The sequence below is a fragment of the Mesorhizobium sp. WSM4814 genome, from assembly GCF_055811595.1.
The window spans coordinates 20,689-37,898 of record NZ_JBVVQT010000012.1 but is presented as its reverse complement, the minus strand read 5'-3'; the positions used below and the strand labels follow the sequence as shown (position 1 = coordinate 37,898).

At 64.7% G+C, this 17,210-nt stretch carries 15 protein-coding genes; 6 read left to right on the top strand and 9 right to left on the bottom strand.

Annotated elements, in window-relative coordinates; genetic code table 11:
• Positions 1-4 precede the first annotated feature (4 nt).
• A complete protein-coding gene (locus AC0L2V_RS18735; RefSeq protein ID WP_473520866.1) occupies positions 5-1,864 on the bottom strand; it encodes a sensor histidine kinase in 1,860 nt (619 codons plus the stop codon).
• Between the two features lie 241 nt (positions 1,865-2,105).
• Here AC0L2V_RS18735 and AC0L2V_RS18730 point away from each other — a divergent pair, with 241 nt between their 5' ends.
• Both AC0L2V_RS18730 and AC0L2V_RS18725 read left to right on the top strand, forming a co-directional pair.
• Positions 2,106-3,437, top strand: coding sequence for a dicarboxylate/amino acid:cation symporter (locus AC0L2V_RS18730; protein ID WP_027155097.1), 1,332 nt, complete (start codon positions 2,106-2,108; stop codon positions 3,435-3,437).
• A 532-nt stretch (positions 3,438-3,969) separates the two neighbouring features.
• Entirely contained in the window at positions 3,970-5,034 is a 1,065-nt protein-coding gene (locus tag AC0L2V_RS18725) for a glycosyltransferase family 2 protein (RefSeq protein ID WP_473510469.1), read from the top strand.
• A 235-nt stretch (positions 5,035-5,269) separates the two neighbouring features.
• Here AC0L2V_RS18725 and AC0L2V_RS18720 read toward each other — a convergent pair whose 3' ends face one another.
• The 5 genes from AC0L2V_RS18720 to AC0L2V_RS18700 form a co-directional block, all read right to left on the bottom strand.
• The gene (locus AC0L2V_RS18720) at positions 5,270-6,076 is read right to left on the bottom strand and encodes an ABC transporter permease (protein ID WP_091599363.1); all 807 of its coding nucleotides are present in this window, start codon (positions 6,074-6,076) and stop codon (positions 5,270-5,272) included.
• Positions 6,076-6,909, bottom strand: a complete 834-nt coding sequence (locus tag AC0L2V_RS18715) for an ABC transporter permease (protein WP_128187506.1) — start codon at positions 6,907-6,909, stop codon at positions 6,076-6,078. The genes AC0L2V_RS18720 and AC0L2V_RS18715 overlap by 1 nt, the downstream gene beginning before the upstream one ends.
• A gap of 24 nt (positions 6,910-6,933) precedes the next feature.
• Entirely contained in the window at positions 6,934-8,046 is a 1,113-nt protein-coding gene (locus AC0L2V_RS18710; RefSeq protein WP_473510680.1) for an ABC transporter substrate-binding protein, read from the bottom strand.
• An 89-nt stretch (positions 8,047-8,135) separates the two neighbouring features.
• A complete protein-coding gene (locus AC0L2V_RS18705; RefSeq protein WP_287070095.1) occupies positions 8,136-9,227 on the bottom strand; it encodes an ABC transporter ATP-binding protein in 1,092 nt (363 codons plus the stop codon).
• Between the two features lie 324 nt (positions 9,228-9,551).
• Complete coding sequence (locus AC0L2V_RS18700) at positions 9,552-10,448, bottom strand: LysR substrate-binding domain-containing protein (RefSeq protein ID WP_473510472.1); 897 nt, start codon at positions 10,446-10,448, stop codon at positions 9,552-9,554.
• Between the two features lie 75 nt (positions 10,449-10,523).
• On the opposite strand from AC0L2V_RS18700, the gene AC0L2V_RS18695 reads away from it, so the two are divergent.
• On the top strand, positions 10,524-12,119 hold the full coding sequence (locus AC0L2V_RS18695; protein ID WP_473510474.1) for a zinc-binding metallopeptidase family protein: 1,596 nt from the start codon (positions 10,524-10,526) through the stop codon (positions 12,117-12,119).
• A 23-nt stretch (positions 12,120-12,142) separates the two neighbouring features.
• Positions 12,143-13,075, top strand: a complete 933-nt coding sequence (locus tag AC0L2V_RS18690) for a dimethylarginine dimethylaminohydrolase family protein (protein WP_473510476.1) — start codon at positions 12,143-12,145, stop codon at positions 13,073-13,075.
• Between the two features lie 79 nt (positions 13,076-13,154).
• Here the strand turns inward: AC0L2V_RS18690 and AC0L2V_RS18685 are convergent, their stop codons facing one another.
• Complete coding sequence (locus AC0L2V_RS18685; RefSeq protein ID WP_128170485.1) at positions 13,155-14,162, bottom strand: ornithine cyclodeaminase family protein; 1,008 nt, start codon at positions 14,160-14,162, stop codon at positions 13,155-13,157.
• Between the two features lie 160 nt (positions 14,163-14,322).
• On the opposite strand from AC0L2V_RS18685, the gene AC0L2V_RS18680 reads away from it, so the two are divergent.
• Complete coding sequence (locus AC0L2V_RS18680) at positions 14,323-14,784, top strand: Lrp/AsnC family transcriptional regulator (protein WP_128187514.1); 462 nt, start codon at positions 14,323-14,325, stop codon at positions 14,782-14,784.
• Here AC0L2V_RS18680 and AC0L2V_RS18675 read toward each other — a convergent pair.
• Together AC0L2V_RS18675 and AC0L2V_RS18670 are read right to left on the bottom strand one after the other, a co-directional pair.
• The gene (locus AC0L2V_RS18675; protein WP_473510478.1) at positions 14,756-15,271 is read right to left on the bottom strand and encodes a YybH family protein; all 516 of its coding nucleotides are present in this window, start codon (positions 15,269-15,271) and stop codon (positions 14,756-14,758) included. The two genes, AC0L2V_RS18680 and AC0L2V_RS18675, sit on opposite strands and share 29 nt — an antisense overlap.
• Positions 15,272-15,427: 156 nt before the next feature.
• Positions 15,428-16,177, bottom strand: a complete 750-nt coding sequence (locus tag AC0L2V_RS18670; RefSeq protein WP_287207963.1) for an SDR family NAD(P)-dependent oxidoreductase — start codon at positions 16,175-16,177, stop codon at positions 15,428-15,430.
• Between the two features lie 98 nt (positions 16,178-16,275).
• Here AC0L2V_RS18670 and AC0L2V_RS18665 point away from each other — a divergent pair, with 98 nt between their 5' ends.
• A complete protein-coding gene (locus tag AC0L2V_RS18665) occupies positions 16,276-17,169 on the top strand; it encodes a LysR family transcriptional regulator (RefSeq protein WP_473510480.1) in 894 nt (297 codons plus the stop codon).
• Positions 17,170-17,210: the final 41 nt, after the last annotated feature.

Below are 17,210 nucleotides of genomic sequence, written 5' to 3'. Positions count from 1 at the left end.
GCCACTATGCTGCTTTCAAGAGATGGATGGCGAAGCGGGTGCCGCTGCCGTCGCTCGAAACCTCGATGCATCCGCCGTAGTCGGCGACGATATCCTTCGAGATGACAAGGCCAAGACCGAGGCCTTTTTCCTTGGATGTATTGAACGGCGTGAACAGCGATTTGAGAATCCCTGGCGGAATGCCAGGCCCGTTATCGGACACGCCGACCATCACGCCGTCCGCGGTCTCCTCGACCGAAACCCGCACATGAGCGTCGTTGCGGCCGTCCAGCGCTTCAAGCGCGTTCTGGAAGAGGTTGATCAGCACCTGTTCGAGCCGGACCCGGTTGCCCATGACCTTGAGGCTCGGCGGTGGCAGGTCGATCGCCAGTGCGTCGAGCCGGCCGGCAAAGCGGCTTCTCAACAGCACGACGGCGCCCTCGATGACACCGCGCAATGCGACAGGCTCGGCGGCGGTGCGGCCCTTGCGGGCAAAGGCCTTCAATTCTTCGGTGATGGTGCCGATGCGCTCGGTCAATGCTGCGATGGCGCCGAGGTTTTCCTCGGCGGGCGCGGTCTGCTTCCTGTCGAGGAAGACGCGGGCGTTGTCGGCATAGGCGCGTATGGTGGCAACCGGCTGGTTGATCTCATGGGCGACGCCGGCGGCGACCTGGCCGAGGATGGCGAGGCGGTTGGCCTGGACCAGATCCTGCTGCACCACCTGCAGCTTGGCTTCCGTGCTGCGATGGTCTGATATCTCCGCCTGCAGCCGATCGCGGGCACGGCTCAGATCCTCGGTTCGTTCGACGACGCGGCGCTCGAGTTCGGTGCGCGCCGCCTGTTCGGCGGCGATCCGCATTTGTCCCGACTGCCGGCGCCACAACAGATACGCAGCAAGGCCGAGCAACGGGACCAAGACGCCGAGCGCAAGGAGCCGCATTTCACGGGCCGCGGCGGCGATCGGCGCCTCGGCCGGGACGAGATAGTCGAGGCGCCAGGGGGTCGAAGGAACCGGGGCTGAAAGTCTCAGATATTCCGCGTCGCTGCCGCCGGGCGTCACCGCGTGGACGATGGATGTGTCCGGGCTGAGCGCCTGCGGGCGCGTGATCGGCAACGGCATCAGCGGTGCATCGCCGAACTGCTGGCTGTTCTGGATCGCGGCACGATCAGGCCCGGCAAGCGGCGCCGTCGTCATGAAGCGCCAGGACCGCACGCTGGTGATCAGGACGATACCGCGCTCGTCGCTGACATAGGCCGGGCGGTTCACCTCGTGCCAGTCGGCTTCGAGCTGATCGAACTCCGCCTTGACGACGACGACGCCGAGCGGTGCGGCAGCATCGCCGACGCGTCGCGAGATGTAGAGGCCTGGGCGTTTGCTGACATTGCCGAGCGCGAAATATTCGGCGGTTCCAGATTGCATCGCCGCGGAGAAATAGTCGCGGAACCGGTAGTCGTTGCCGACAAAGCTGATCGGGTCGCGCCAGTTGCTGGAGGCGATCGCCAGTCCGTCGCTGCCGATGACATAGAGCACCGAGGCCTTGGTGCCGGAGACCAGCCCTTCAAGCTTGCGATTCAGCACATCGATTGCAGCAGCACTTTTCTGCGCCAGCGCGTCGCGCACCTGCTGGTCTTCCGACAAAAGCAGGGGCAGGGCGCGCGGGCTTTCCAGAACGGCGCGCAATAGCGCGACCTTCAGATTGGCGTCGGTGCGGCCCTGCGCCGTCAGTGTCCCGAGCTCGGTGATGCGGCCATAGAGACCGGCGCCGTAAAGTGCGGCCGTGGCCGTCGCAAGGGCGATTACCGCAAACAGCAGCCAGGCACGGCGCGCTCGCCTGCCGAGTTGCTCGGGCGTCGACGGCAAGGCAGCGGCGGGTCGTTGCAGCATCGCCCATTTGTGCATGATTTCGCACAAAGCACAATTCGACCATGCGAACATCCGCACTTTGTGTGTGTGCGAGACGAACTGCCAGTTCTGGAATACTCAATAAAATCAAAGGGAGAGGCTCTTTTCCGCGCACTTGGCACGGCAGTTGCAAACACGACTTCAGCGGTCACGAGGCTGCTGGGGGTCAAATGCAAACGCTCCGGGAGGTCGAGCTTTCGATCGGAGCACAATGGAGGACGTCATGCAGACAGCATTCGCTGCCGCCGCGCCGCGCGGCAAACTTCCGTTCTACCGGCATCTCTATGTGCAGGTGCTGGCGGCGATCGCCGCCGGCGTGCTGCTCGGCCACTTCTATCCCGAAACCGGTGAGGCGATGAAGCCGTTCGGCGACGCTTTCATCAAGCTGGTGAAGATGGTGATCGCGCCGGTGATCTTCCTGACGGTGGCGACCGGCATCGCCGGCGTTTCCGATCTGCAGAAGGTGGGCCGCGTCGCCGGCAAGGCGATGATCTACTTCCTGGCATTCTCGACGCTGGCGCTTGTCGTCGGCCTCGTAGTCTCGAACGTCGTCCAGCCGGGCGCCGGCATGCATATCGATCCGGCCACGCTCGATGCCACAAAGGTGGCGACCTACACCGAAAAAGCGCACGACACCAGCATCGTCGGTTTCCTGATGAACATCATCCCCGACACGATCACCGGAGCTTTCGCAAAGGGCGACATCCTGCAGGTGCTGTTCTTTTCGGTGCTGTTCGGGCTCGCTCTTGCCGCGGTCGGCGATCGCGGCCGCCCGGTCGTCGATTTCCTGCAGGCGTTGACCACGCCGATCTTCCGCCTCGTCGCCATCCTGATGAAGGCCGCGCCGATCGGCGCTTTCGGCGCCATGGCCTTCACCATCGGCAAATACGGCATCGGCTCGATCGCCAACCTCGCCATGCTGATCGGCACATTCTACCTGACGTCGCTGCTGTTCGTGCTGGTGGTGCTGGGCGCGGTCGCCCGCTACAACGGCTTCTCGATCCTGGCGCTGATCCGCTACGTCAAGGAAGAGCTGCTGCTGGTGCTCGGCACCTCGTCCTCGGAAGCGGCACTGCCGGGCCTGATGGCCAAGATGGAGCGCGCCGGCTGCAACCGCTCGGTGGTCGGGCTGGTCGTCCCGACTGGCTATTCCTTCAACCTCGACGGCACCAATATCTACATGACGCTGGCCGCGCTGTTCATCGCCCAGGCGACCGACACGCCGCTCACCCTCGGCGACCAGATCCTGCTGCTCGCCGTCGCCATGCTGAGCTCCAAGGGCGCCGCCGGCATCACCGGCGCCGGCTTCATCACGCTGGCCGCGACGCTCTCGGTCGTGCCGGCAGTGCCGGTCGCCGGCATGGCGCTGATCCTCGGCGTCGACCGCTTCATGTCGGAATGCCGGGCGCTGACCAACTTCATCGGCAATGCGGTGGCGACCGTGGTCGTGGCGCGCTGGGAAGGGGAACTCGACCAGACCAGGTTCGCTGCCGCGATGGCCGGCGACTTGCCGGAGGAAGCCGATCTGTCGCTGCCGGGGCTGCAGGCCGCGTGACTGATCAGGCCTGCCCCCATACGGCCCGGAGCCGGTTCGCCGGCTCCGGGAAAAGACGATTGGCCTTGTAAGCCGATGGTCGCGGCCGCGTATGATGCCTGGCACGCGGAGCGCGAAGTGGATGTCAGCGCCATTCCAACGCTGCATGCCGCCTGAGACGTAACAGGCTTGTGAGCCTTTGGTCTTGGCGTGGGGCTTGCTCCAGCCGCATTTGAAGGCCAGTATCCGCCATGCCTTCAAGGTGCCTGTCCGCTTCGGTCCCGACCTGATCGCGACCCAAGCCTTTCCGTCAGGCTTGGTTGTCGTGTCATCCGAGCCGAACCGTCGGAGCCCTTGCTGCCGTCGACCATGATCTCGGCGGCAGCTCTTGAAGGCAATGGCGGCCTCAGCATGAAGTCGCAAAGCAAGAGACGTGACCCGTCCTGACGAAAGGCGCGAGCCTTCTCCCAGGAATTCGTGGGACGCGCTTGAGGAGGAACCAGGCCCGCGCGCGGGTTTGCTGAAACCAAAGCAAGATGCGAGGTCAAATGCGATGCAGTCTGTCCCGAGGATTCCGGTATCCATCATCATTCCGAACTACAATTACGCGCGTTTCCTCAAACGCAGCATCGATAGCGCCCTCGAGCAGGACTACGCGGATGTCGAAGTCATCGTCGTCGATGATGCCTCGCAGGACAATTCCACGACAATCATGAAATCATATGGGGACAGGATCCTAGCCTGCCCGCGCGCGCAAAATGGCGGGCATGCGGCGGCGTTCAACACCGGGTTCGCGGCAAGCTCGGGCAAGATCGTCCTGTTCCTCGACGCCGACGATTTTCTTTATCCGACCGCCGTTTCCAGGATCGTCGACACCTGGGATGCGGCAACCGCCCAGGTGCAGTCAAGGCTGCATATCGTCGACGAACGACAACGCATCAAGGACGTCTTTCCGCCGCCCGAACTGCCCTTCGACAGCGGTGACGTCATGCCGAAACTCCTGCACAAGGGCCGCTATCAGACGACTGTGACCAGCGGGCTGGCCTTTGATCGCACAACCCTCGAATCGATCATGCCTATACCGGAGGCGGAGTTCCGCCAGGGCGCCGATGGCTACCTTGTAACGCTGGCGCCCATGTACGGACACGTCCGGTCCATCGACGAATGCGTCGGCGCCTACCGGATCCACGGCGCCAACCATTCGGTGTTCGGTGAAAAGCTCGCCGAGCGGGCACGCTGGCGGGTAACCCACGACTTCCGCCGCATGCAGGCGCTGTCGGACCAAGCCTCCGGGATCGGCCTGACCATCGTTCCGTCGGAGGCTGTCCGCCACGATCCGGTCCACCTGGAAGAGCGGCTGGCGTCGCTGTGCGCGGACAGGCGCCGGCACCCCGTGGCCAATGATTCCCGGCTGGCGCTTGGGGCGGCGGGCGCCGTCGCCAGCCTCGAAATGACCGCGTCGCTGCGCCGGCGCGCCGTCCTTGCCGCCTGGTTCCTGTCGGTCGGGGTGCTGCCGCGGAAACTGGCGACGGCGGTGCTGTCGTGGAAGCTCGACGCATCGTCTAGACCGGCATTCCTGAGCCGTCTGTCCAAGTCGATCCGCCACGCCATGGGGTAGAAGAAGCTTTCAAAGGTTGGCAATCCTTCGCGCCCCCCTCTGTCCTGCCGGACATCTCCCCCACTTGGGGGGAGATTGGCCGTCATCTCCGCTTTCGCCAATCACTACCGCCGAAGGAGGGAGCCGTCGCCGAAAGCTGCCGATCTCCCCCCAAGTGGGGGAGATGGCCGGCAGGCCAGAGGGGGGCGCTGTCCCGCCAACTATCGAGCGGGATATGCGCTCCGCTTCGGACGCCCTACTGCCCCGCGCGCAGCCTGACCACGGCACTGCGCGCCGCCAGCACCAGCACCGTGATGATGATCAGGATCACCGAGAGGGCGGCGATCGCCGGGTCGATGTTGTCGCGCAGGCCCATCCACATCAGCCTGGGCAGCGTGATGGCGTTTACGGAGGTGATGAACAGGGTGACGCCGATCTCTTCCCAGGACAGCACGAAGGACAGCAGGGCGGCAGTGACGATGCCGAATTTGATGTTGGGCATGATGATGCGGGTGGCGCGTTCCCACACGGTGGCGCCGAGACCGCGCGCGGCAAGGTCGATGCGCCGGTCGAGCTGGCTGAGCGACACCAGGATCAGCACCGTGGCGAAGGGCACCGTCATCACAGCATGCGCCATGGCGACACCGAGCCAGGTGTCGTAGCCGAAGAACGAAGAGACGCCGGAGATCGAGGTCAGCAGGAAATAGAGCGTGATCGCCGAAACCACCGGCGGCACCACCATCGGCAGCAGCACGAAGCCGACCAGCGCGGCGGTGAAGCGCGGCTGGAACATCCACACACCGAGGCTGAAGCACAGCGCCAGCACGGTGGAAAAGGCGCTGCTGACGACGCCGATCCTGATCGAGAGCAGGATCGAATTGATCCAGCGCGGATCCTCGATCAGCGCCCGGTAGTGGCGCAGCGACAATTCGCCGGACGGCATCGCCAGCATGCGGGTCGGCGTCAGCGACACCGGGATCACGGCAAGCAGCGGCAACAGCAGGAAGAGCGCAACCAGGGCGGCGAGGACCAGCGAGACGGGGCCGGGGCGGTAGGTCGGCATCAGATCAGCTGCTTCGGTCTGACATAGCGGAACAGCAGCGCCATCAGCGCGCCGACGAACAGCACCAGCACGACGCTGATCGCCGCCCCCAGGCCCCAGTCCGGGCTCTGGAAGATGCGGAGATAGATCAGCTCGGCGACCATAACGCTGCGGCCGCCGCCGAGGATCGCAGGCGTCACGAAGAAGCCCAGCGAAAAGACGAAGACGATGAGCGCCGAGCCGATGATGCCGGAGCGGGTCATCGGCACGAACACCGACCAGAAGGTGCGCATGCGGCTGGAGCCGAGCCCGCGCGCCGCCAGCAGCACGCGGTCGTCGAGGCTGCGCATCGAGGACGCCAGTGGAAACACGGCGAAAGGAATGAGGAAATGGGTCATGCCGACGATGACGCCGAATTCGTTGCGCACCAGCGTCAGCGGTTCCGAGATGAAGCCGATCGCCTGCAGCCAGGTGTTGAACAGGCCGCGATTGGAAAGCAGCGCCACCCAGCCGAAGGCGCGCGTCAGCACCGAGATCCAGAATGGCACCAGGATGCAGAACTCGGCGATCACCCGCTGCGCCGGCGTGCCGCGCACCCAGACCACGGTGATGGCGTAGGCGGCGGCAACCGAAACAATCGTGACGATCGCAGCGATGCGCAGCGTGCGGACAAACACCGACTGCACCAGCGGGTCGCTAAGCAGCGTGCCATATTGCCCGAGCCCCGGCTCGGGCAGGGTGAAGCTCCAATTGACGACGCCGAAGAATGGCCAGGCGTAGGCGGCGCCAAGGAACAGCAGCAGCGGCGCCATCAACAGCGCCGCGCCCATCCTGTCGGAGAGATATGCTTTCATCTCGGCTCCGGTTATCCCGGTCTATCAGGCGGAGATGATCTTCGTGTATTCGTCGAGTGCGGCCCCGTAGTTCTTGGCGTACCACTCCATGTCGAGCGGGATCTGCTTCTTCATGTTTTCGGGGTCGACCGGGTTGATGCGCTTCTTGTCGGCGGGGATCAGCGCGTCGGTGGCCGGATTGGCCGGGCCCTGGCCGAGCTTGTCGAACATGATCAGTTGCTTCTCCGGATCCTGGGCGCTGGCAATGAACTTCATCGCCGCGTCCTTGCCGCCGGGATTGCCCTTGAGCACGGCGAGCGCGCCGGGCGAGATCAGGCCCTGGTCCCAGATGAACTTGATCTTGCCGCCGGAATCCTGCTCGATCAGCGAGGCTCGCGTCGACCAGACGATGGCCATCGAAGCCTCGCCGTCGAGCAGCACGCTCTGGCTTTCGGCGCCGCCGCCCCAATAGGCCACGACATTCTCCTTGAAGGCGGCGATCTTGTCATGCGCGCGCTTGAGGTCGAGCGGATAGAGCGAGGCCGGCGCGATGCCGTCGGCGAGCAGCGCCGCTTCCCAACTCGACACGCCCCATTTGTAGAGCGAGCGCTTGCCGGGGAATTTCGTCACGTCGAAGAAGTCGGCCATGCCGGTCGGTGCCTGGCTGCCGAATTTCTCGGAATCGTAGGCAATGACATAGGAGAAGAAATAGGTCGAGGCGGCGTGCTCCCAGCCGAAGCCAGGCCGCATCTTGTTCTTGTCGACGATCGAATAGTCGATCGGCTCGAGCATGCCCTGCGCGCCGAGCGTGATCGCCGAGAACGGGTCGACGTCGACCAGGTCCCAGGTCGGGGCGCCGCTCTTGAACTGTGCGGCGATCGCACCCTCGGTCGGACCGGAGCCGTCCATCTTGACGGTGATGCCGGTCTCCTTGGTGAACGCTTGGCCATAGGCCGCGTCATAGGCGGTGATGGCGTCGCCGCCCCAGTTGACCAGCACCAGTTCCTTGGCTTGCGCGAAGGCGCCGGTCGAGCGCACCAGCATCGGCGGGCCGGCCAGCACGAGCGCAGCCAGCTGCGTGAACTGCCGGCGCGAGATCTCGCCGCGCACCGCCCTGGCGGACAGTGTCTCGATGGCGTGTTTCCTGGTTTCGCTCATCTTTGAATTGTTTGTCATGTCAGTTCCCCTTTTTTGTCGTTGTTTTTATCCCGGTAGTCGGTGCGAATTTGCATTCGTCACTCTGGTCGTCATCCTCCGTCCGGAAGGAGGAAACCTTTTTCCGCCGGCCATGTCAGCCATACGGAATTGCCCTTGCTGAGTGCCGAAGCGGCGACTTCGTTCGGCACCGAGACCGTCACCTTGGCACCTTGGCGCGTGGTGAGATCGAGCCGCGTCGCAGCGCCGAGATAGGTCGAGGCGACCGCAGTCGCGGCGATGCCGTTCTCGCCGGCTGTCGCTTCGGGGGCGATCGACATGTATTCGGGCCGGATCGCCAGGATGGCGTTGCTGCCGACGGCGCTTGCATTGCCGCGCAGGGTGATGGTGCGGTCTTCGCACAGGCCGGTGGCGCCGTTGTCGGCGTTGCGCACGCCCTTCAGCGGCAGCATGTTGATCTCGCCGAGGAACTCGGCGACGAAGCGGTTGGCCGGCCGGTCGTAGACCTCGTCAGGCGCCCCGACCTGCAGTAACTTGCCGTGGTTGAAGATGGCGACGCGCGACGACAGCGCCAGCGCCTCGCTCTGGTCATGGGTGACGAAGACGAAGGTGGTGCCGGTTTCCTGGTGCAGCCGTTTCATCTCGGCCTGCATCTGGCCGCGCAGGCCCTTGTCGAGCGCCGAGAACGGCTCGTCGAGCAAAAGCACACCCGGCTCGAACACCAGCGCGCGCGCCAGCGCCACGCGCTGCTGCTGGCCGCCGGACAATTGCGACGGCAGTTTCTTCTCGTGGCCCTTCAGCCCGACGCGCTCGACCATCTCACCGACGCGACGCTTGATCTCGGCCGCCGACTTCTTGCGCACCTTGAGCGGGAAGGCGATGTTGGCCTCGACGCTCATGTGCGGGAACAGGGCATAGCCCTGGAACACCATGCCGGCAGCGCGCTGCTCGGCCGGCCGCTCGGTGATGTCGACGCCGTCGCTGTAAAGGCGGCCGTCGGTCGGCTGCACGAAACCGGCAAGGATCATCAGGAAGGTGGTCTTGCCCGAACCCGACGGCCCGAGCAGAGTCAGGAACTCACCGCGGCCGATATCGAGCGTCAGATCGTCCAGTGCACGGAACGAGCCGAAGCTCTTGCCGATCCCGATTGCCTTGATCTCTGCGGCACGGCCGGGTTGCTGCATCCTGCCTTGTCCTCAATGTGATTGAAATCGTAGGCAGGCCCGCGGCTCACCGCAACCGAATAGTTTTCGCCTGATCGGCAAATTTGATTCATCTGTTGTTCACATGGGAGAGGCGAGCGGGACGCTCGAGCTGCCAATCTCCCCCCGTGTGGGGGAGATGTCCGGCAGGACAGAGGGGGCGCTGTCCCGCCAGCCTATCAACTATTTGGAGCGGTCCATCGCTGGTTTCAGAGTTGCTGGAAAAGCTAGCGTTCCTTCGCGCCCCCCTCTGCCCTGCCGGGCATCTCCCCCACGAGGGGGAAGATTGGCGCTTCATCGTCCCGCTCAATACGGATGGATTCTATTCTCCGACAGTTTCGACCTCAGCCACCTCCCGAACGCCTCCAGCACCGGATGCGCCGCCTTGGCATGTTCGGAAACGAGAAAATACGAGCGTGGCGAACTGATTGCGATGTCGAAGGGGCGCACCAGCCGGCCTTCGCTCAGCGCCCGGCGGCTGGTCAGTTCGTCGCCCATGGCGATGCCCTGGCCGGCGATGGCGGCCGAAAAAACCAGGTTCATGTCGGAAAAGAAGATGCCGCCCTCGGTGTCGGGATTCTCGACCTTCGACAGCGCCAGCCAGCGCGCCCAGTCCTCGGTGTCGCCGAGATGCAGGAGATTGGCGCGCAGCACGTCGGCCGGCTTGGAAAACCCGCCGATCTTGTTGAGCAGCGTCGGGCTGCACAGCGGCGTGAACGAGATCTCGCACAACAGTTCGACCGCGCGGTTCGGCCAGTTGCCGACGCCGAAGGCGATGAAGGCGTCGGCGTCGGCGTTGCTGACGTCGTCCAGCCGCCGCGGCGTCAGGATGCGCAGCGCGACATCGGGGTACATCTGCCGGAATTCGCCGATGTGCGTGCACAGGAACAGCGAGGCGAAGCCCGGCGTGCAGCTGACGCTGAACGAGCCGCCGACGCCGGTGCCGGCATGGCGCGTTACCGCATCGCCGAGCACCGTCAGCGCTTTGCGCACGTCGCTGGCGTAACGCTGGCCGCGCGGCGTCAGCGCCACGCCCTTGCCGATGCGCTCGAGCAGGTCGAAGCCGAGATCGCGTTCGAGCAGCCGCAATTGGTGGCTGACCGCGCTGCGGGTCAGATGCAGTTCGTCGGCAGCGCGCCAGACGCTGCCGTGGCGGGCGAAACTGTCGAGGGCGCGCAGCGCCTGAGTCGAGGGAATTCTCAAGAGGTGAACCGAATTTGCATGAGCCGGGAAAACATATCACTTTTTGGCGAGGCGCTTCACTGCTTTCTTTGACCGATGGAGGATCCGGTGACCACCTCGGCCCAAGCGACCGCGCTTGCCTGTCTGGACGACATCCAGCCGTCGCTGTCGGCGTGGACGCGGACGATCTTCGATTTCGGCGAGACCGCCTGGCGCGAATACCAGTCGGCCGCCTGGTATGTCGACCGTCTGAAGCACGAGGGCTTTTCGGTCGAGGAAGGCTCCGGCGGGATGCCGACCGCCTTTTGCGCCCACTGGACCAACGGCGCCGGGCCGACGATCGGCATGTATGCCGAGTATGACGCGGTGCCGGGCAATTGCCAGGACGCGGCGACCGTCAAGCGACCGCGTCCCGGTCTAGGCGCTGAGGCCGGCGGCCACACCGATCCGCATTCCGGCCTCGGCATTGCCAGCCTTGGCGGACTTTTGGCAACCAAGGCGGCGATGCAGCGCCACGGCATAACAGGCACACTGCGCTTCACCGGCGAGCCGGCGGAGAAGGTGCGGGGGTCGAAGCCGATCCATGCGGCAAAAGGCTACTATGACGGCCTCGCTGGCATGATCTCCTTCCATCCCTTTTACATGCTGCCGCTCTGCAACACGGCTCGCTGGGACACGCATTGCGGCGCGGCCTATGCGATGATCTATCGCTTTGCGTGCGACGAACCCGAAAATTGGGTTCGCGCAAGCGATGGTGCACCGATTCCGCAGGCGCATTCGGCGGTGCGGGCGCCCGGCGCCAACGACGCGCTTGTCATGATGTACATGGCGTCCAAGGCGCTGCGTGATTCCATGCTGCCGCATCAGGGCGGCTGGTCGATCAGCGAGGCGATCCTGACGGCAGGACAGGCGACCGCCGACAATCTGCCGGCGGGTCTGGCCGAAATCCAGTACATGATCCGCGTGCCGACGCTTGCCATGGCCGAGCAGGTCACCGCCGTGCTCGACCGCAACGCGGAGGCCGCCGCCAAGATGAGCGGCTGCCGCCATGAGCGGCACTGGGTGTCGAAGTCGCGGCCGGGGCTCGCCAATCATGCCATGGCTGACATTGCCTACGATGCGCTGTCGACGGTCGGGCCGCCGCGCTGGGACAAGACGGCCAAGGCGATTGCCCGTGAAATCCAGGTCAATGCCGGCGGCGCGGCGACCGACGAGCCGTTCATCGCCGAGTTGGAGCAGCTGATTGCGCCTGAGGAGGCGGAGGCGTTGCTGCGCCGCGACTTGCCGCCGTCGCAGCTGAATTCCACCTCCGACGATTACACCGACATGTCGTGGCAGACGCCGACGGCGCGGTTCTATGTCGCCCGGCCGGCGCTGCGTTCGCAAAACGGCCAGGCGTATCCGTCCTGGGCGATGAATGCGCTGGGCGCCATTTCCGCCACCATCGATCCGATGGTTGCCTGCGCGTCGAAAACGATTGCGTTGGCAGCTCTTCGCCTGCTGGAAGACAAGGCGGCCCGCGATGCGGCGATGGACGAATTCGTCGCCCGCACCGGCGGCGGCATTGGTGGCAGCACTTGGCTGGCGCCGCTTTGCGACTACGAACCGCCGATTCATTTCCGCTGGCCGGAATATGTCACCACCCCGCGCGGACGGGACTGGTGGATACCAGGCAACCCGCAAGCCGCGTGATCACTCGAAGCCAGGAGAATGCCATGACCGTTCACGACCGCATCGTAGCAGAGCCGTTTTCACTGCAGCGCCGCAATCCGGCCGGCGGTACCAAGCCATTGACCGTCTGGGGCTTTGCCAACGAGACCGATGTCCTGACCGACGTGCTGCTCGGTTCGCCGAATTTCCTGCGCCATCTCTCGACCAGCTCGCTATCGCGCAAGCATCTGCGCGAGGCGCCGTGCAACGTCCAGATCGCGCAGGCGCAGCACAAGGACCTGGTCGCCGCTTACGAGCATTTCGGCGTCAACATCCACTGGCACGAGCCGGCGCCGGAGCTGCCGATGCAGGTCTATTCGCGCGATTCCAGCGTCATGACGCCGTATGGCGCCGTCATCACCGCGATGTCCCAATGGTGGCGGCGCGGCGAGAACTATGCGGCGATCCGCACCTATGAGAAGCTTGGCATCCCGATCTACGATATGGTCACCGCGGGCACTTTCGAGGGCGGCGACTTCAACGTCATCGAGGACGGCGTGGTGCTGATCGGCTGCGGCGGCGCCCGCACCCAGGAGGAGGGCGCGCGCCAGGTCCAGGCCTGGTTCGACAAGGAGGGCTGGGAAACCCGCATCGCCTTCATCGACGAATATTATGTCCATATCGACCTGATGGTGGTGCCGATCGCCGAGAAACTGACCGCCGTCTGCCTCGCCTGCACCGAGCCGGGCATCGTCGACTGGTTGAAGGGCAAGAGCCACGAGATCATCGACGTGCCGTTCCAGGACACGATGGCGCTCGGCTGCAACTTCATGTCGCTGGGCAAGGACCGGGTGATCGCGCCGACATCCAGCCAGACGCTGATCGGCCAGCTCAAGGCGCGCGGCTTCGAAGTGGCGGCCATCGACATGAGCGAGATCTCGAAGACCGGCGGCGGCATCCACTGCATGGCGCAGGCGCTGAAGCGTGTGCCGGGCTGAGGGACCGCCCTTTAGCCCGGCCGCTTCCGCGAAAGCGCCATTGTCAGCAACGTCGATCCCAACCTGGCTCGCGGCACGCCTACAGCACGATGAGCTTTCCCTTGTGCAGACGCTTGGCGCAACGATAGGCGAGATCGGCGGCGACCATGTCTTCCATGGCAATGCCCATCGCCTTGTAGGTGGTGATCTGTTGATCCGAAACGCGGCCCGGCGCGCGGTCGAGCAGCATGGCGCCAAGCTCGGTGCCGAAATCCGGGTCGAAGCCGGCAAGCTCGCAAGAACCGACCGGGGTCGGTTCGAACGCATCCCTGGTCTCGACAAAAAGACTGGATTTGCCGATGAGCTCGATCGGCATTTCACCGCCGGGTGGTGCCACCCCGACCGACGAGACGTGCGTGCCCGGCCGAACCCAGTCTGCCTCGATCACCGGCTCGTAGGAATGCGTCGCCAGGCACACCACGTCGGAACTGCGCACTGCCGCCTCGAGGTCGGCGACCGCCACCACCGACGGATGCAGCCGGGCAAGCGCTGCCGCATCGTCGAAGCTCTTCGAAGCGACCCGGATTTCGGCAAAGTCGCGCACCAGCGGCAACAGATGCAGGTGCTGGTTGGCCTGGACGCCGGCGCCGACCACTGTCGCTATCCTGGCGTCCCGGCGCGCGAGCGCGCGCACCGACAGCACGGCGGAGCCGGAGGTTCGCACCGCGGTTATGAAGGTGCCGTCCATGATGCAGACCGGCAGGCCGGACAGCGGATCGAACAGGCTGATGGTGGCGAGGTGGCTGGGCAGGGTCTTGGCCAGGTTGCCTTCGAAGACGTTGACGATCTTGACGGTCAAGTTCATGCCCTCCATCCAGGCCGGCATGGCGAGGCTGTAGCCGGCCCCGGGGATATCGAGCTGTGGTCGGGGTGGATTGACGACCTTGCCTTGTGACAGCGCCTTGAAGCCGTCTTCCAGAACATCGAGAAGCTGGCTGAGATCGATGCACGCCATCACGTCGACTTCGCTCAGCACCAGGATCTCGGTCGCTCCCTTGCTGATTTCCGCCGCACTCCTGCCGGCTGGGCTGAACGCTTCCTTGGTCATCTTGCACTCCTTTTGTTTGTCGAAATCGGCTCACCACGTTTGCTTTGAGTGGGTGAGGAAGCGCAGGCTATTGCGAGGTTTTATGTGATGAAATACGTTGATTTTGACATCTCTGCGTGAAATCAGCACACAAATCCCTGAGATAGAGTGGATTGTGAAAATGGACGACCTCGACCAGATAGACCGCAGCCTGCTCCGGCTGCTGCAGGAGGATGGGCGCCGGACGACGCTTGATCTTGCCGGGCGTGTCGGGCTGTCGCCGACCGGAGCCAGCCAGCGGGTGAAGCGCCTGTTCCGCGACGGGTTCATCACCGCGGTCAGGGCGGTGCTCGATCCGCGCAAGGTCGGCCGGGGAACGCTGGTGTTCATCGAGGTCCGGCTTGACCACACGGCGCCGCATGTCTTTGACCGTTTCGCCGAAGCCGTGGCGAAGGCCCCGGAGGTTCTGGAGTGCCATATGGTGGTTGGCGGTTTCGATTATCTGGTGAAGGCGCGGATCGCCGATATGGCGGTGTTCAAGGATTTCCTGCAGCGGGTCATCCTGCCACTGCCCGGCGTGCGCGAAACGCACACCTTCGCCTCCATCGCCGATGTCAAGCCGAACGCCCTCTTGCCGGTGTGATCAGTGGAGGAGGGGAACGCTGTTCAGGCCGACCTGCACACATCTTCGCCATCCTGTCGCTCCCTGGCGCGCCTTCCGGTGCAGAGATGCCGGAGACCGGCTCTAGCCTTGCGCGGTCAGCAGGTTCGCATCGCGGGGCCAGCCCCCACGCACCATCAGCCTCCTTGCGCAGGAGCGTCAGCGTATATCCCGATTGACGCACCGGCTTCCCGTTCGGCGGCGTTGCGGTCATATCGATACGACCGCGCATGAAGGCCCAGTCGCCAAGAAGCTGTAGTTCAATGATCTCGTTCGTGCCGTCGACATGAACGCCGGCCATCTCCTGCGCGGCTGCCGCGAAGATCTCCTTGTCGAAGGGCTCCCGGCCGGGAACCATGAAGATCGCGTCGTCCGTCATCAAGCCGAGGACGGTCGCGGTGTCTCCACGCTTGCTCGCATCCATCCACGTCTCGACCAGCTTTCGGATTGCTCTTTCGTCGTCCGTCATCCGTTGCCTCCCTGGCTTCTCGCCGTCATCGATACCGCACGGCGCTCCATCGCCGCAACATAGGGCTCAGATCGCTCTCGTCATCGATTGCGGGGTTTTATCGACGTCACGCTGCGTGGGATGGTCCGTGAAACGGCAGGTCCGCGCGCTCTATGCCTATCTCCAACCGCCCGAGGCGGTGATGCGCTCGCCGGTCAGCCAGGATGCGTCGTCGGAGGCGAGGAACACCGCGATGCGGGCGATGTCGTCGGGCTGGCCGAAGCGGCCGAGCGGGGTCATGGCGATGACCTGCTTCTCGAACTCGCTGCCGACGATGCCGATCCGCTGCAGGCCTTCGGTGTCGACGCCGCCAGGCGCGATGGCGTTGACGCGGATGTTGCGGGCGCCGAGCTCTCTCGACATGGAGAGCGTGATCGAATCCACTGCGCCCTTGGTGGCGGCGTAGACCAGCGAGTTCGGCTGCGGGTTAAGGCTGGCGACCGAGCTTATGTTGATGACGCTGCCGCCTCCGGCGCCGAAATGGTTCACCGCTTCCCGGATGGTCAGGATGGTGCCCAGCACATTGGTGTCGAACTCACGGTGGAATTCGGCCTCGGTCACCGCTTCCAGCGGCTCGAATGCGAAGACGCCGGCATTGTTGACCAGGATGTCCACCGCGCCGAACGACGATTTGGCGGCCTCGAACAGGCGGCGCACGTCGGCCACATGCGACACGTCGCCATGGACGGCAACGGCTCGACCGCCTGCGTCCTTGATCTCGGCAACGACGCGGTCCGCACCTTCCCTCGACGAGGCATAGTTGACGACCACGGCGGCACCGGCCGCCGCAAGACCCTTGGCGATGCCGGCGCCGATACCCTTGGAGGCGCCGGTGACGATGGCGACCTTGCCGTTCAGCTTGCTCATCAAATCTCTCCTTTGTCGATGATGAGCGGTATTTAATGGTGATCGGATAGCGTATTTAGGATCACCTCGATCGGTTCTTTCGTGCCTGGAATTCTTGAATGACCACCATCCTCGAAAAGACCGCCGGTCTCGTCGCCTTCGTGCGCACGGTCGATGCCGGCTCGTTCCATGCCGCCAGCCGGCTGGTCGGCTCCAGCCCGTCGGCGGTGTCGAAGAGCGTGGCGCGGCTCGAGCGGCGGCTGGGCGTGCGGCTGATCCAGCGCTCGACGCGCCGGCTGGCACTGACCGGCGAAGGCCTCGCCTATTACGAGCGGGTCGCGCCTTTGCTCAGAGCGCTGGACGATGCCGAGGACATCGTCCAGATGGCGGATACCGCGCGCGGCCTGCTGCGCGTCACGGCATCCGTCGAACTCGGGCGCGGCCTGATTGCCTCATGGGCACAAGCATTCCTGGCGCAGCACGGCGAACTGAAACTCGAGCTCAGCGTCACCGACCGTCACGCCGACCTGATCCGCGAAGGTTATGATGTAGCGGTGCGCATGGGGACGCTGTCGGACACCGGGCTCATCGCGCGCAAAATCGCCAATCTGCCGGTCGTGCTGGTGGCCTCGCCGGCCTATGTCGAACGGCGCGGCCGGCCGGCATCGGTCGAGGCGTTGCAGAGCCACGACTCCGTCCGCTATCACATGGCCGGGCGGCCTTATCCGGTCACCTTCGCTGACGGCGCGGTGATCGTGCCGAACGGGCGGCTCGATACGGACGACGGCGGCGCCATCCGGCAAGCGGCGCTGGCCGGAGCCGGCATCGCGCATCTGATGCAGTTTGCCGTGCAGGACGATCTCGACACCGGCCGTCTGGTCCGCATTCTGCCCGAGGTGGCGATGCCGACTATGCCGGTGCACATCGTCCATGCGTACGGGCGCCAGCTACCGGTCCGCGCCCGGCTGTTCGTCGACTTCCTGGCGAACCAGATGGCGGCGCTGACACGATAGGATAGGTCGGGACAGCGTCCGCCGTCGATCCATCACCCGGT